The following is a 15,219-nucleotide window of genomic DNA, read 5'->3' as shown; positions in this document are numbered from 1 at the left end:
CTTAGCTATACTCTTTGCAACTCAGTACTCGGCGAACAGGCGCAAAACTTTTGCGATGAAACTGTGTTGCACCATGCTGAGCCAGTTTTTCTAAATGAAATGCTGTTGGGTAGCCTTTATGTTGAGCAAAACCATATTCTGGATAAAGGATATCTAACTCGCGCATTTCCCTATCTCGGGTCACTTTCGCTAATATTGACGCGGCACTAATTTCCTGCACCAAACTATCACCTTTAATAATCGCCTTAGAAGGTACAGCAAAGCCTGGGCTCTTATTGCCATCGACCACAACAAAATCAGGCATAGTGGTAAGTGCCGCCACTGCCCTGCGCATGGCTAAAAAAGTTGCCTGCAATATGTTGATTTTATCAATCTCTTCAGGCTCTGCACGCCCAATGCTCCAACACAATGCTTTGTTTTGAATTTCAATATAAAGTGCATTACGCCGCTTTTCGGTTACTTTTTTTGAATCCGCCAATCCTATTATTGGCTGTTTGGGATCTAAAATCACGGCGGCTGTCACTACTGCTCCAACTAAAGGTCCTCGACCAACCTCATCAACACCCGCAATAAATTTTGCTTTAGGATAAATAAAATTATTCATTTTATACTTAGCTCCAAGACAGCCTCTGCCGCTTGTTGATCCGCATGACAACGGATACTTTCATGTAGTTGCAAGAAGGTTTGTTTTAGCTGCTCAACCTTTTTTTCGTCGATTAGTAAAGACTTAAGTGAGCCAGCTAATTGTTCTGGTTGACAATCTTGCTGAATATATTCTTTAACCAATTCTTCGCCCGCCAATAAATTAGGCAATGAAATAAAAGGGGTTTTAACCAAACGTTTAGCTAGCCAATAAGTCACTGATTTCATTCTATATCCAACTACCATAGGACATTTTGCTAACATACATTCTAATGAAGCTGTTCCCGAAGCTAATAAAGTTACATCGGCTGCGATCATAGCTATCCGCGCTTGGCCATCTAAAATTTTCAGTGGTAAGGTTGGCGAAATCTCACGATAAATCGCTTCAAACTGCTGCCGGCGCTGTTGATTGACGATAGGAACTAAGATTTGCAAATGAGGAAAGTCTTTTAGCAAAATTTGGGCTGCGTGCAAAAAATCTGCACTTAACATTTCAACTTCGGCCCGACGGCTACCCGGCAAAATGGCCAAACACTTAGCATCATGGGCTATATTTAGTTGTGCTCTGGCAGCCTGTTTATCAGGCTTTAGCGGTATGATATCAGCCATCGTATGGCCGATAAAACGGCAGGGAATGTTGTAACGGTCATAAAACCTTTTTTCGAAGGGTAAAAAAGCAAGCACCAGGTCGGTCGCCTCCCCTATCTTGAAAACACGATCTTGTCTCCACGCCCAAACAGAAGGACTGACGTAATGAATGGTTTTGACCCCTGTTTGCTTTAATTTTCGCTCAAGGGTGATATTAAAGTCAGGCGCATCTATGACAACAAATACATCAGGTCGCAATTTAGTGAAACGTTTAGTTAGGTCAGCTCTAATTTTTAATAATCGCGCTAGTCGACCCAAAACTTCAACAATCCCCATCACAGCAAGCTCTTCCATTTCATACCAGGCTTCACAGCCCTCAGCTTGCATTAATGGGCCTGCGACACCGACAAAATGCGCATTAGGGACTTGCTGTTTTAGCGCACGAATAAGACCTGCACCAAGTATGTCGCCTGATGTTTCTCCTGCAACGAGACCAATAGTCAAAGGTCGTTGTTGAATTGCAACTTGATGACTATTCGCCAAAGATTTCTCCTATTCAGGTTGCTTGTTAACGAATAATCCCGCGGTTAGATTGCGCTGAATTTTCTAAAAAATCACTCAGTATTTTTACCTGTTTATTTTTTTCACCTAGCACGACCAATTCTTGTCTGGCTTCATCTAGCGTTTTACCACATCGGTAAAGGATTTTATACGCATTCCTAATCGCATGTAGTGATTCTTTATCAAAACCACGACGTTTTAAACCTTCAATATTCACACCATAAGGAGTCGCATGATTACCTTGCGCAATGACATAAGGCGGAACATCTTGGGCAACACCAGAACAGCCACCAACCATAACATGAGCACCAATTTGGCAAAATTGATGCACCGCACTCATACCACCAATGATGGCATAATCATCTAGTTTAACATGTCCCCCAAGCGTACCGTTATTAGCAATTATACAATAATTGCCTAGCACACAATCATGGGCTATATGGGTATTTACCATCAATAGATTATCATGACCTATTTTGGTTAAACCTCCGCCTTGTAGGGTTCCACGGTGAATGGTACAACTCTCCCTAATACGATTGCGATCACCTATCTCAACTCGAGTTGGTTCTCCTTGGTATTTTAGATCCTGATTAATTTCACCTATCGTGACAAACTGAAATATCTGGTTATTCCAACCAATTTTGGTATTGCCATTGACAACCACATGAGATTTCAGTGTGGTATCTGCACCAATTTCAACCTGAGAACCAATATAGCAAAACGGGCCTATGTGGACATTTGCACCGATAATCGCGCCTTCTTCAATAATAGAAGAGGGGTGAATAATCGCTGTTTTATTAATCATATCAGCCCTCATTTTTACGCTTCTTGGCTTGCGAGCACACATCATTGTCGCTTCACAAACAACTTTTTCATCCACTTTTGCAATACCTTTAAAACGCGTCAAACCACGCTTAGTTTTAACAAACGTTACCTCAAAAATCATCTGATCACCAGGTTGCACCGGCTGTTTAAATCTTGCTTCGTCAATACCAGCAAAATAATAAAGTTCGCCAGGCTCTAATTGTCCCACACTCTTGAAAGCTAAAATACCAGCCGCCTGAGCCATTGCCTCAAGAATTAATACCCCCGGAAATATTGGTTTACCAGGAAAATGACCTTGAAAGAAAGGTTCATTGAAAGAGACATTTTTTACTGCTCGTAAAAATTTATCTTCTTCAAAATCCAATACACGATCAACTAACAAAAAAGGATAGCGATGGGGTAACAAACCTAAAATTTCTTCTATATCCAGAGTATGTTTATCACTCATAGAAAAGACTCTTCTTGTTTAAATTTAAAAAATTATATATTAATAATACGGCCTGCTTTAACCCTCAATAAGGTAATCTGCAGGCCGCAATTAACAAATCTACACAGCAGTATTTAGTTATCTTTACTAAATACCTTAAATACTTTACGTTCTAGTGCCTTCATACGCTTGGCCATTTCATTAATATTCATGACTAAAGCGGCTGTTTTTCGCCAAACCTTATTTGGCTGTAATGGGATGCCAGAAGAGTAAATTCCCGGCTCACTAATTGGACGCATTACCATTCCCATTCCGGTTATAGTAACTTTATCACAAATTTCCATATGTCCATTAATCACGCAGGCACCACCAATCATACAATATTTGCCTATTTTCAGGCTACCGGCCATAATAACACCACCGGCAATAGCACTATGATCACCGATAATCACATTGTGAGCAATCTGACATTGGTTATCAATGATCACCCCATTACCAATTATTGTATTCTCTAGTGCACCGCGGTCAATGGTGGTACAAGCACCAATTTCAACATTATTTCCAATAATAACTGTACCTAATTGAGGTATTTTTATCCATTGGCCTTTTTCATTTGCATAGCCAAAACCATCTGAACCAATAACTGTTCCAGATTGGATAAGACACTGTTCACCTATCTCGACACTATGATAGACAGAAACATTTGCCCATAAACGCGTAGACTGACCGATTTTGACATTTTTACCAATAAAGCAACCTGCGCCAATAATAACCTGATTACCTAATGTCGCCCCTGACTCCATAACGGCATTAGCACCAATGGCAACATCTTCGCCGAGCTTAACATCTTCCGCAATAACCGCTGAAGGATGGATATTTTGTGCAGGTTTTGGCGTGGTATCCAAAATTTGAGCTAATCGAGCATAGGCAAGATAAGGATCTTTAACCACTAATGCGGCTATTTTACTCTCGGCTAGATCCTCTTGCTTTAATACCACAGCAGCAGCTTTGCATTTTGCCAATTGCGTTAGGTAACGGCTATCCGATAAAAAAGTAATTTGCCCTTCCTTCGCTAAATGCATAGGCGCAATAGCGGTAATGGTAATATTACCATCACCATGTAGCTGCGCGTCCAATTGCTGGGCTAAATCAGCTAATCGAATAGAAACCATCTATTATTTAACCTTCTTAATAACCAGATCAGTAATATTTTTCAGGCTAGAACTGTTTTCCGGATAGAGAACCGCATTTACGTCAACAACCACGTCGTAACGCTCTTTTTCTGCAACCGCTTTAGTTGCGGTCTTTATCGTTTGCAATATTTTATTGCGCTCTTCTTGCTGACGACGTTGGTTATCTTTTTCAAATTGCTGTGCTTTTTGAAGAAAATCTTTCCGCTTCGCCTCAAACGCTTGAAGATCTTTTTCATTAGGCTTAGCGGCGCTTTTTTGCAATTTTTCTGCCCGAGCCTGTAAATCTTTTTCCATATTTTGCAACTCATTAGCGCGTCCTTTGAACTCTTTTTCAAGTTGCTGAGTTACCGCTTTACTGGTTGCTATGTTCTGAAAAACTTCACCGACGTTAATAACGGCAACTTTCTCTGCATAAGCACTGGCAGATACAGATAAAATCAAACCTAAACCTGCTGCACACAACAATTTTTTCACACTAAACTCCTTATCTCTTATGATCTGACCACAAGCGAATCGATGAATTGAATTGACGTTTTACCACGTCCTACCAATATTAAACTGAAAATCTTCAGATTTGTCACCTTCATAATCTTTTATTGGCTTGGCATAAGAAAAGACCAGCGGACCAAGTGGTGACATCCATTGTAATGCAATCCCTGTCGAAACTCGAATATTGGATGCCTTACCATAGTCAGGCATTCCTGCTCTCCAGCTTGCGGGGGTGTTACTCCAATGCGAATCCCAAACAGTACCCGCATCAATAAAGAAAGAAGTTCTGATCGAATTAGCATACTTTTCATCAATAAACGGGGTTGGCGTAATTAACTCCAAGGACGCTGTTGCCATTGCATTGCCGCCAACAGCATCCGTTGAGGGACTACCAGATTTTGGGTTGATTTCCCCAGTTGTGTTATCTTTTTCAAGATAAATTGCTTTAGGGCCTATATTATTAGAACGAAAACCACGTACCGTACCAGCACCACCAGCATAAAAGTTTTCATAAAATGGTAATTCTTTTCCACCAAAACCATTACCATAACCTAACTGTGCCCGGCCTAATAATACCCATTTGTTATCCTCATCAATGGGATAATATTGCGATGTATCAAACCGAATCTTATAGTATTGATTATTAGAACCGGGAATGGTGATTTTACTATTTAATGAAGTTTTATTGCCCGCTGTCGGGAAGAAACCACGATCTAGGTTATTATAAGTCCAACCTAAATTAAGGGTAAAATCATTAGCATTATAGCGCGCTTTATCATCAAAATTAGGATTTTCGCCCATACTTTGTAAATAACGCCACATTCCAACTTGAGCTTTCATATCAGACAGGGAGTTATGAACAAAACCTGCCCCAATTCGAAACGCATTATTTTCATTAAAAGGAAAACTCAAGGTACTATCAACACCATAAGTTTTATTATTATAGCGTGAAAGATCAGCATCCTTGGCACTAAAATCATTATAGAATAATCGGCCACCCAAGCTGACACCATTACCGGTAAAATAAGGATCGGTTAATGATAATTCCGCATAAGTCGAATAATCATTCTTGCTTGCACTAATACCAACAGCATTACCAGTACCAAGCCAGTTTTCTTGTTGAACACCGACTTGGAAACTGATACCACTTTCAGTACCAAAACCAATGCCGAAGTTCATCGCGCCGGTATTACGTTCTTTAACTTTATAGACCACATAAACTTGATCAGGTGTACCAGGTACACGTTGCGTTTCAACATCAACAGTTTCAAAAAAACCGGTCCGATTTAATCGTTCTTTGCCTAGGTTAACCAAATCATTGCCTAACCAAGCGCCTTCCATCTGACGCATCTCACGACGTAAAACAGAATCTTTACTAACATCATTGCCGACAAAACTGATTTGGCGAACATAGAAACGGCTACCTGCATCAACATTCACATGCAGTTTAACGGTTTTATCTTCATCATTGATTTCAGGTTGGGTAATAACACGAGGATAAGCATAACCATAACGACCCAGAAGATCCTTAATTTTGTTCTCCATGTTAGTAAGTTCAGTACCATTATAAAGCGAAGAAGGTTTGATGGTGATTAATTGGTTGATTTCATCATAATGGCCAGCAGTTTCGCCATTTAATTCAACGCCGGATATGGTATATTTATCGCCTTCTGTCACATTGATAGTGACATAAATACCTTTCTTATCAGGTGTCAGACTGACATTAGTTGAGTCGATATTAAATTTGGCATAACCTCGGTCGAGATAAAAACTGCGTAGGGTTTCTAAATCACCTGCCAGTTTTTGTTTCTGATATTTTTGATCAGCAATAAAATTCCACCAGGGTACATCATCACGTAATTGAAAACGATTTACCAATTCACCCGTGGTAAATGCTTTATTACCGACGATATTAATCTGTTGGATCTTAGCTGAAACGCCTTCAGAAAAGATTAATTTTAAGTCAACACGATTACTCGGTAGCGGTGTGACTACTGCTTTAACTGTCGCATTATACTTACCAACACTGTAATAAAAATCTTCCAGACCCTTTTCGATATTCGCCAGTTTTGTGCTATCGAGGGCTTCACCAACGCGAATATTGGAAGCCTCAAGATTTTGCTTTAATAAATCGTCTTTAACCGACTTATTACCAGAGAATGTAATGCTTGCAATAGTTGGCCGCTCTTTTACTTGCACTATAAGCGTATTTCCATCACGCAAAACTCTAACATCTTCGAAATTACCCGTTGAAAATAGCGCTCGAATAGTACGACCTATATCGTCATTATTAATCGTATCTCCTACCCGAACAGGCATATTCAATAGTGCTGCACCAACGGCGACGCGTTGAAGACCTTCAAAATGAATATCTTGAACTACAAACCCGTCTGAACCGTATGCAGTGGCGCTGCCAAATAGCAGCGATGCTATGAGCAACTTTTTCATCGCCATTGTTGTTACGAGTATTCCTAACTAGTCTCTCTCTTAAAGACGAGAGAAATCATTGAAAAGTGCAAGCCCCATTAATAATATCAATGCAATAGCACCAATACGATAGCTGAAGTCTTGTACACGCTCAGACACTGGTTTTCCTTTAATCTTTTCGATTAACAAGAAAAGTAAGTGCCCACCATCTAATACAGGCAAAGGAAACAGGTTAATGATCCCTAAATTGACACTAATTAATGCAATAAACATCAGATAATACACTAACCCAGACTCAGCGGAAATGCCGGCTACTTTTGCAATAGAAACAGGCCCACTAAGATTATTGAGTTTAATATCACCAGTGACCAATTTACCTATCATGCTAACTGTCAACTTCATCAACTGCCAAGTTTTATCCGTTGCCTGGTACAACGCATAAAACGGACCATATTGCTGAGTGATTTTATACTCATCTGCAAGTGGTATTACTGATAATTCAAGCCCGGCAAATCCAATTTGCCGCCCTTTAGCTATCGTTTTTACTTCTGGTGTTAACGTTAATTGCTGCTGTTCACCTTGTCTTTCGATCGTCAATAACAATGGAATATTAGGACTTTGCCGAACAAAATAGGTGAATGGATGCCAAACATCTATTATCTGATCACCCACTTTTACAATTCTGTCTCCTACTTGTAAACCTGATAATGCCGCCGCTGAACCAGGTTGAATATTACGCACAATGGGATCTTGCCTGGCACTAACTGGCATAATTCCTAAAGATAAAACCGGATCCTGAGTTTCTGGATCAAAATGCCATTCCCGCAAATCAATCACTTTTTTTATCGGCGTTGAATTTCCAATAGGTAAAACCTTCATGCTTAATTCTTCATCACCAATTTTACTAATTAAGGCGAGACGAACTGCGTTCCAGTCAGGGTTTTCGATACCATCTATTGATTTTAGTTCCATACCTGGTGAAATATTTGCTTGCTCAGCAATCGAGTTTGACTGAATATCTTCAATGACTGGGCGCACGGAAGGGATACCAATAATGAAAACTAACCAATAAACAAATATTGCCAATAAAAAATTGGCTATTGGCCCTGCACTAATCACTGCAGCACGTTGTCCTACTGTTTTATTATTAAAAGCAAAGTGGCGACGCTCTGGTGCTACAGCGGCTACTAGCTCATCTAGCATTTTAACATAGCCACCTAACGGGATCAGGGCGATAACAAATTCTGTACCATGACGATCGACTTTACGCCATAAGGCTTTGCCAAAACCAATGGAGAAACGCTCAACATAAATACCACAGCGCCTAGCCACCCAGAAATGGCCAAATTCATGTACGATAATTAGCACACCTAATGCAATAATAAATGCCGCTAAACTCCAAACAAATCCCATGATATACCTTAAAAACTAAAAAAATAACAATGTCAATCCTGCAAAAACAGGTATAGCCGCGGTCAAACTATCGATTCTATCTAATACGCCACCATGTCCTGGAATTACATGACTACTATCTTTGATGCCTGCCTGACGTTTAAACATACTTTCCGTTAAATCACCAAAAACAGAAATAATTACAACAATAACAGAACAAAATAGTACATTCTTGGATATTAATAAAACAGGAACAAATAAACTAAATAGCCAGGCTATAATACCTGCTGTCAGCATTCCACCAAGCATACCTTCCAAGGTTTTACCAGGAGAAACCTTCGCCGCCAATTTATGTTTACCAAATAAATGTCCAAAAAAATAAGCGCCAATATCTGCACTCCAAACTAATAGCATGACATAAAGCACCCACCAAGCACCGATAAAATTGTCAATATGATAATCGACGCTTTTTAACACCAACATGCCACAGTAAAAAGGTAAAATGGTTAAAACACCAAACAAAATTTTTAATATTACTGACTGAGACCAGAATCGAGCAGAAGTAGGAAAAGTGACAACCAATATTATCGCAACTAACCACCAAACTAACCCAGCCGATAAAATATAAAAAATCAAAGGCTCTGTTGTTAATTGACTGAGATCCTGAAATGACAATTGTAAACCCAATAAACAAATACCAAATAAAACAGCAGATATAATTCGTTTAATCTGTACTGTCCAGCCAATAAATTGGCTCCATTCCCAAGCAGCTAACGAGCAAATAACAATGATAACATAACCAAACAAGTTAGGAGGTAAGAAAAAAAGTGCCGCGATAACTAATGGAATAAGTATGATAGCTGTTATGATACGAGCATTTAAGTTTAGCAAAAGAGTCCCCTATTCTTCATTAATATCATCAGGCTCAGTGTTACCAAAACGTCGTTCACGCTGATTAAAAGCCCCAATTGCACTTTTGAAAGCTTCCTCATCAAAATCCGGCCAGAGCACATCGGTAAAATAAAATTCAGCATAAGCAATCTGCCATAAAAGAAAATTGCTGATGCGATATTCTCTCCCAGTTCTAATAACTAAATCAACGGTTGGTTGATCATGTAGACTAATAAATTCATTTACCGTATCTTCGTTAATATTTTCTGGTAATAATGAACCCGCTTTAATTTTCTCTGCAATAAGTCTCATTGCATGGGTAATATCCCAACGACCACCATAATTAGCGGCAATATTGAGTTGTAATCCGGTATTATTTGCGGTTAAGTCAACCGCGTGTTTGATACGATTTTGTAATTTAGTTTTAAAGCGGCTGATATCGCCAATAATCGTTAATTTAACATTATGAATATTTAAATTTTTAACTTCATCATCCAGGAACCAAGTAAAAAGTTCCATCAGAGCACTAACCTCAGTTTCTGGTCGATTCCAATTTTCACTACTAAACGCATAGAGCGTTAAAGACTGAATCTCATTTTCAACAGCAAATTTAACCGCTTTTTGTACCGCTTCTGTGCCTGCTCGATGCCCTTTAATTCTTAACTTTCCATGTTGCTTCGCCCAGCGTCCATTACCATCCATAATAATAGCAACATGCCTCGGAATTCGTTGCTGTGAGCTATCATTATCATACATAAGTTTCATGCCAAAAAAGTTCCTTTACTATAAGCTTACATAACTATTGCGCTTAATTATTTTGGATAATAAAAATACAATTACTTAAGATGAATCAAAAAATTTCCATATTTACTAATAAGTTAATAGTTAGCTCTTTATTCATTTTTGATATCCTTAACCCATTATAATTTTATAAAAGTTTAATCTGAGATAAATATAAAAACATTTGAGCAGCTAAAATTCTTTATTAATAGGATATTGCTAATGTTTCAATATAATTAATTGCCACTTGACGCGCTTCGCTATCAATCGCTAACACTGCATCAATGCTATCAGGTTCGGCCAAACTTAACCTTTCTACTGTATCCAAATTAACTTGCTCAATATCAGTAAATCGAAGCTTTCCGGCCAAAAATGCAGCAACAGAAACTTCATTCGCAGCATTTAAAATTGTGGTTGCTGCTTGCCCATGATGACAAGCATTAATCGCTAATTTCAAACAGGGGTAACGTTGGTAATCTAGAGCAATAAAAGTTAATGAAGATAATTGTTTAAAATCAAGGGCCGCTGCACCTGAAGGGATACGATCTGGATAAGCCATACTATAGGAAATCGGTGTTCTCATATCAGGCGTACCTAATTGAGCGATCACACTTCCATCCTGATAGCGTACCATGGAATGAATAACAGATTGTGGATGAATAATAACTTCAATTTGTTCGGCTGACGCATTAAAAAAATACCGAGCTTCAATATACTCAAGCCCTTTATTCATCATCGTTGCAGAATCAACCGAGATCTTACGCCCCATAGACCAATTAGGGTGATTGCAAGCCTCATTAGGCGTCATATTCTTAAGAGAAGCGAGCGGAATTTCACGAAAAGGGCCACCCGAGCCAGTTAATACTATGCGCGTTATTCCATTTTGTTCAAGATTAGCAAAACCTAAATTCCGCTGAATTTCAGTCGGTAAACTTTGAAATATCGCATTATGTTCACTATCAATAGGCAGGACCTGAGCACCATATTTTTTAATTGCGTCGAAAAACAGTTGCCCACTAGTAATTAATGACTCTTTATTGGCTAATAAAATACGCTTACCTTGACGAATCGCAGCTAATGTTGGCATTAATCCCGCAATTCCGGTAATTGCGGACATCACTTGATCAACATTATCAAGCGCCGCTAGTTCACAAACTCCATTTTGGCCTGCTAAGACTTCAGTTTTACATCCGTGTTTATTTAGTATGCTTCTTAGAGTATTGGCTGATTTTTCGTCTGACATAGCAGCATATTGTGGCTGGAATTCTAAGCATTGCTGAACCATAGTAACCACATTTTTATGTGCAACTAATGCGATAATTTCAAATTTCGCTGGATTTTTTTTGACTACTGATAGTGTCGTTTTACCAATTGAACCCGTCGAGCCTAAAATTGTCAGACGTATCATTGTGATATATATGCTCTACTATTTAATTAAAAAGAATTATTCTTAACTCAGCCATATAGCATAACATAAAATGGAGCAATAAATTTAAAGATATAATAAAGCCATACTTACTTTTATATAGCTTATGGCTTTATTATAAAAATGTTTAAAATTCCATCAATTCTTTTTCTTTTTGTTCCAGAGCTTCATCAACTTTTTTGATAAAATTATCGGTCAATTTCTGGATTTCATCTTGTGCTCGACGTTCATCATCCTCACTAATTTCTTTATCTTTTAGTAATGCCTTGATTTTATCATTCGCATCACGTCGTGCATTACGAACAGATACACGTCCCTGCTCAGCATCATTACGGACAACTTTAATCAAATCCTTACGTCGTTCTTCCGTCAACGGTGGTAAAGGCACCCGTATTATGGTTCCTGCTGAAGAAGGATTAAGACCTAGATCTGATGACATAATGGCCTTTTCCACTGCTGTTGCGAACGTACCAGCAAACACAGTAATGGCGAGTGTACGTGAATCCTCAGCGGTAATATTCGCTAACTGACGTAACGGCGTTGCAGCACCATAATATTCAACCATGATACCATCCAATAAACTTGGCGATGCACGGCCGGTACGAACTTTATTAATTTGACTTTTCAATGCTTCGACGCTTTTTTCCATACGCTCTTGAGCATCTTTTTTGATTTCATTAATCACATTTAAACCCTTAGCAACTGGTTATAAATATTAGGCTCTAACCGATAACCCCATTCAATTATTTTAACGATGCTGATAATATCATACTGCCAAAAATCATCCATGTCTCTCAGGAGATTAATCACACGATATTAACGTGCCTTCATTTTCACCCATAACAATTCGACGTAACGCACCGGGTTTATTCATGTTAAAAACGCGAATAGGTAAATTATGATCACGAGCCAGCGTAAATGCTGCCAAATCCATCACTTTTAATTCGCGTTCTAATACGTCCTGATACGTTAATTTATTATAAAAAACCGCATCTGAACTCTTCGATGGATCAGCAGAATAGACGCCATCAATTTTGGTTGCTTTTAAAACAACATCCGCCTCAATTTCTATCCCTCGTAAACAAGCCGCTGAATCTGTTGTAAAGAAAGGGTTGCCCGTTCCGGCCGAGAAAATAACAACTTTGCCATTACGAAGCAAACTAATCGCCTCAGCCCAACTATAATTGTCACACACACCATTTAATGGTATTGCAGACATGAGTCTGGCATTAACATATGCACGATGTAAAGCATCACGCATGGCTAATCCATTCATTACTGTCGCTAGCATTCCCATATGATCACCAACTACACGATTCATCCCAGCATCGGCTAGCCCTGCACCACGAAATAAGTTGCCACCACCAATAACGACACCAACTTGTATCGCTAACTCTACCAGTTCCTTAATTTCTTGTGCCATACGATCTAAAACGCTCGCATCAATACCAAAACCTTCTGAACCTTGTAGAGCTTCGCCACTAAGCTTAAGCAAGATACGTTGATATACTGGTTTTGCATTAGTTGCCATGGTGTTTCGTCCTGAGCAGATAAATTATTGAAGGTTTAAAATTATTAGTTCAAAGTCTGAATGTAAAATACTTGATTAATTACTTTTCTTCATTACTTTAGAAAAAGATAATTTAGTCTAAATACTAACACTAATCCGTTGAATTAAGCATATACTGAATTAAATAATTTAGTAGCATATTTACACATAAATTATCATTGATCATGTATTATCAAACAGATAAAAATAAATTATCGATATTAGATAAAACAGAACCGCCTACTGGCGGCTCTATTTAACAATTGGTATCATTATTTACTCATTGCCGCGACTTCAGCAGCAAAATCAGTTTCTACTTTTTCGATACCTTCACCAACTTCAAAACGGATAAAGTTAGTCACTGTTGCATTTTTCTCTTTTAGCAACGTACCAACTGTTTTACTTGGATCCATAACAAATTGTTGGCCAGTTAAAGAGATCTCACCGGTAAATTTGTTCATGCGGCCAGTTACCATTTTTTCCGCAATTTCACGAGGTTTACCAGATTGCATTGCTATATCTAATTGAATTTGATGCTCATGAGCGACAACATCGGCTGGTACATCTGCTGGTGTAACATATTCGGGTTTGCTAGCCGCAATATGCATAGCAATATGTTTAATAAGCTCATCATCCGCACCGTTTGCAGACACAAGAACGCCAATACGAGCACCATGTAAATACCAGCCGATTTTTGCACCTTCTAGGATCTCGACTCGGCGAATATTAATATTTTCACCAATCTTGGCAACGATTGCTGTACGTTGTTCTTCAAATTTTGCCTTTAATTCTTCAATATTGGACAATTTATTTGCCACAACTAATTTGAGTACTTCATTACCAAATGCTACAAAACTCGCATCCTTAGCGACAAAATCCGTTTCACAATTCAACTCAAGCAATGCACCAAATTTGCCATCGGCAGAAATTTCCGCCATTACTACACCTTCGGCAGCCACTCGACCGGCTTTCTTAGCCGCTTTTGCTTGACCTGATTTACGCATATTATCGATAGCTAATTCAATATTTCCATCAGCTTCAACCAATGCTTTTTTACATTCCATCATACCTGCACCAGTACGTTCGCGCAGTTCTTTTACCAAAGCAGCGGTAATTTCAGACATGTGATTTATTCCTCAATATATCTGATGGGAAATCATCCCATGCAGACAATTCTCATTCTGATAAGTAAAAAGGAGCCAATTAGGCCCCTATAACCAATATATTGTAATACCTGGTCCATAAGGGCTCTTCTATACTAACGAAGAGCTGGCCTTATTATTCAGTCTTTATCAAGTTTTCTTCTGGTTTAATCGCCTGATCTTTAGAACGACCTTCATGTACAGCTTTCGCAACTGCATCCAGATACAGTTTAACTGCACGGATCGCATCATCATTACCAGGGATGATATAATCAACACCATCTGGATCAGAGTTAGTATCAACAACCGCAAATACAGGGATACCTAAGTTGTTTGCTTCTTTTATAGCAATATGCTCATGTTCCGCATCAACAACAAATAAAGCGTCAGGCAAACCGCCCATCTCTTTAATACCACCCAAACTATTTTCTAACTTGCTAAGCTCACGGGTACGCATCAACGCTTCTTTTTTGGTCAACTTATCAAAAGTACCATCCTGAGATTGTGCTTCTAAATCTTTCAGGCGCTTAATAGACTGACGAACGGTTTTCCAGTTAGTCAGCATACCACCTAACCAGCGGTGGTTAACAAAATACTGATCACAACTATTAGCCGCTTCTTTTATCGATTCGCTTGCTGCGCGCTTAGTGCCAACAAACAGAATTTTGCCTTTTCGTGAAGCAATTTTAGTCAATTCAGCTAATGCTTCATTGAACATTGGAACAGTTTTTTCCAAATTAATGATCTGCACTTTGTTGCGCGCACCAAAGATGTAAGTTTTCATCTTTGGATTCCAGTAACGAGTTTGGTGACCAAAGTGAACGCCCGCCTGAAGCATATCGCGCATGGAAACAGTTGCCATTTAAACCTCTATAATTTAGTAAATT

General features: G+C 38.9%; 14 protein-coding genes and 1 pseudogene. All 15 read right to left on the bottom strand.

What is annotated here, in order from left to right; genetic code table 11:
* Nucleotide 1 precedes the first annotated feature (1 nt).
* Entirely contained in the window at nt 2–604 is a 603-nt protein-coding gene (rnhB, locus tag E3U36_RS11900; RefSeq protein ID WP_180816661.1) for a ribonuclease HII, read from the bottom strand.
* Nucleotides 601–1,749, bottom strand: coding sequence for a lipid-A-disaccharide synthase (gene lpxB, locus E3U36_RS11895; RefSeq protein WP_180817657.1), 1,149 nt, complete (start codon nt 1,747–1,749; stop codon nt 601–603). The genes rnhB and lpxB overlap by 4 nt, the downstream gene beginning before the upstream one ends.
* Nucleotides 1,750–1,798: 49 nt before the next feature.
* Entirely contained in the window at nt 1,799–2,596 is a 798-nt protein-coding gene (lpxA, locus tag E3U36_RS12370; RefSeq protein ID WP_202881835.1) for an acyl-ACP--UDP-N-acetylglucosamine O-acyltransferase, read from the bottom strand.
* Nucleotides 2,597–2,626: 30 nt separating this feature from the next.
* Nucleotides 2,627–3,064, bottom strand: a pseudogene (gene fabZ, locus E3U36_RS12365) (3-hydroxyacyl-ACP dehydratase FabZ); the annotation flags it as partial.
* 113 nt (nt 3,065–3,177) lie between these two features.
* The gene (gene lpxD / locus E3U36_RS11885; RefSeq protein WP_180816659.1) at nt 3,178–4,215 is read right to left on the bottom strand and encodes a UDP-3-O-(3-hydroxymyristoyl)glucosamine N-acyltransferase; all 1,038 of its coding nucleotides are present in this window, start codon (nt 4,213–4,215) and stop codon (nt 3,178–3,180) included.
* A gap of 3 nt (nt 4,216–4,218) precedes the next feature.
* Nucleotides 4,219–4,710 (bottom strand): OmpH family outer membrane protein, encoded by a 492-nt coding sequence (locus E3U36_RS11880; protein WP_180816658.1) that lies wholly within the window; start codon nt 4,708–4,710, stop codon nt 4,219–4,221.
* Nucleotides 4,711–4,770: 60 nt separating this feature from the next.
* A complete protein-coding gene (gene bamA, locus E3U36_RS11875; RefSeq protein WP_180816657.1) occupies nt 4,771–7,179 on the bottom strand; it encodes an outer membrane protein assembly factor BamA in 2,409 nt (802 codons plus the stop codon).
* Between the two features lie 33 nt (nt 7,180–7,212).
* Nucleotides 7,213–8,568 carry a sigma E protease regulator RseP gene (gene rseP, locus E3U36_RS11870; RefSeq protein ID WP_180817656.1) on the bottom strand — a complete coding sequence of 452 codons (1,356 nt, stop codon included), beginning with the start codon at nt 8,566–8,568 and terminating at the stop codon, nt 7,213–7,215.
* A 12-nt stretch (nt 8,569–8,580) separates the two neighbouring features.
* Complete coding sequence (gene cdsA / locus E3U36_RS11865; protein ID WP_238337464.1) at nt 8,581–9,435, bottom strand: phosphatidate cytidylyltransferase; 855 nt, start codon at nt 9,433–9,435, stop codon at nt 8,581–8,583.
* A gap of 9 nt (nt 9,436–9,444) precedes the next feature.
* Nucleotides 9,445–10,200: a polyprenyl diphosphate synthase gene (gene uppS, locus E3U36_RS11860; protein ID WP_180816656.1), complete on the bottom strand. Its 756-nt coding sequence runs from the start codon at nt 10,198–10,200 to the stop codon at nt 9,445–9,447.
* Nucleotides 10,201–10,420: 220 nt separating this feature from the next.
* Nucleotides 10,421–11,623: a 1-deoxy-D-xylulose-5-phosphate reductoisomerase gene (gene ispC, locus E3U36_RS11855; RefSeq protein WP_180816655.1), complete on the bottom strand. Its 1,203-nt coding sequence runs from the start codon at nt 11,621–11,623 to the stop codon at nt 10,421–10,423.
* 145 nt (nt 11,624–11,768) lie between these two features.
* Entirely contained in the window at nt 11,769–12,326 is a 558-nt protein-coding gene (gene frr / locus E3U36_RS11850; RefSeq protein WP_180816654.1) for a ribosome recycling factor, read from the bottom strand.
* 117 nt (nt 12,327–12,443) lie between these two features.
* On the bottom strand, nt 12,444–13,172 hold the full coding sequence (gene pyrH / locus E3U36_RS11845; RefSeq protein ID WP_180816653.1) for a UMP kinase: 729 nt from the start codon (nt 13,170–13,172) through the stop codon (nt 12,444–12,446).
* Between the two features lie 290 nt (nt 13,173–13,462).
* Nucleotides 13,463–14,314 (bottom strand): translation elongation factor Ts, encoded by an 852-nt coding sequence (gene tsf, locus E3U36_RS11840; RefSeq protein ID WP_180816652.1) that lies wholly within the window; start codon nt 14,312–14,314, stop codon nt 13,463–13,465.
* 154 nt (nt 14,315–14,468) lie between these two features.
* Nucleotides 14,469–15,194: a 30S ribosomal protein S2 gene (rpsB, locus tag E3U36_RS11835; RefSeq protein WP_180816651.1), complete on the bottom strand. Its 726-nt coding sequence runs from the start codon at nt 15,192–15,194 to the stop codon at nt 14,469–14,471.
* Between the last annotated feature and the right edge of the window lie 25 nt (nt 15,195–15,219).

Source organism: Arsenophonus endosymbiont of Aphis craccivora (assembly GCF_013460135.1).
Taxonomy (GTDB): Bacteria; Pseudomonadota; Gammaproteobacteria; order Enterobacterales; family Enterobacteriaceae; genus Arsenophonus; species Arsenophonus nilaparvatae.
Note: the sequence above shows the minus strand (reverse complement) of the source record. Positions and strands in the feature narration are given on the sequence as shown.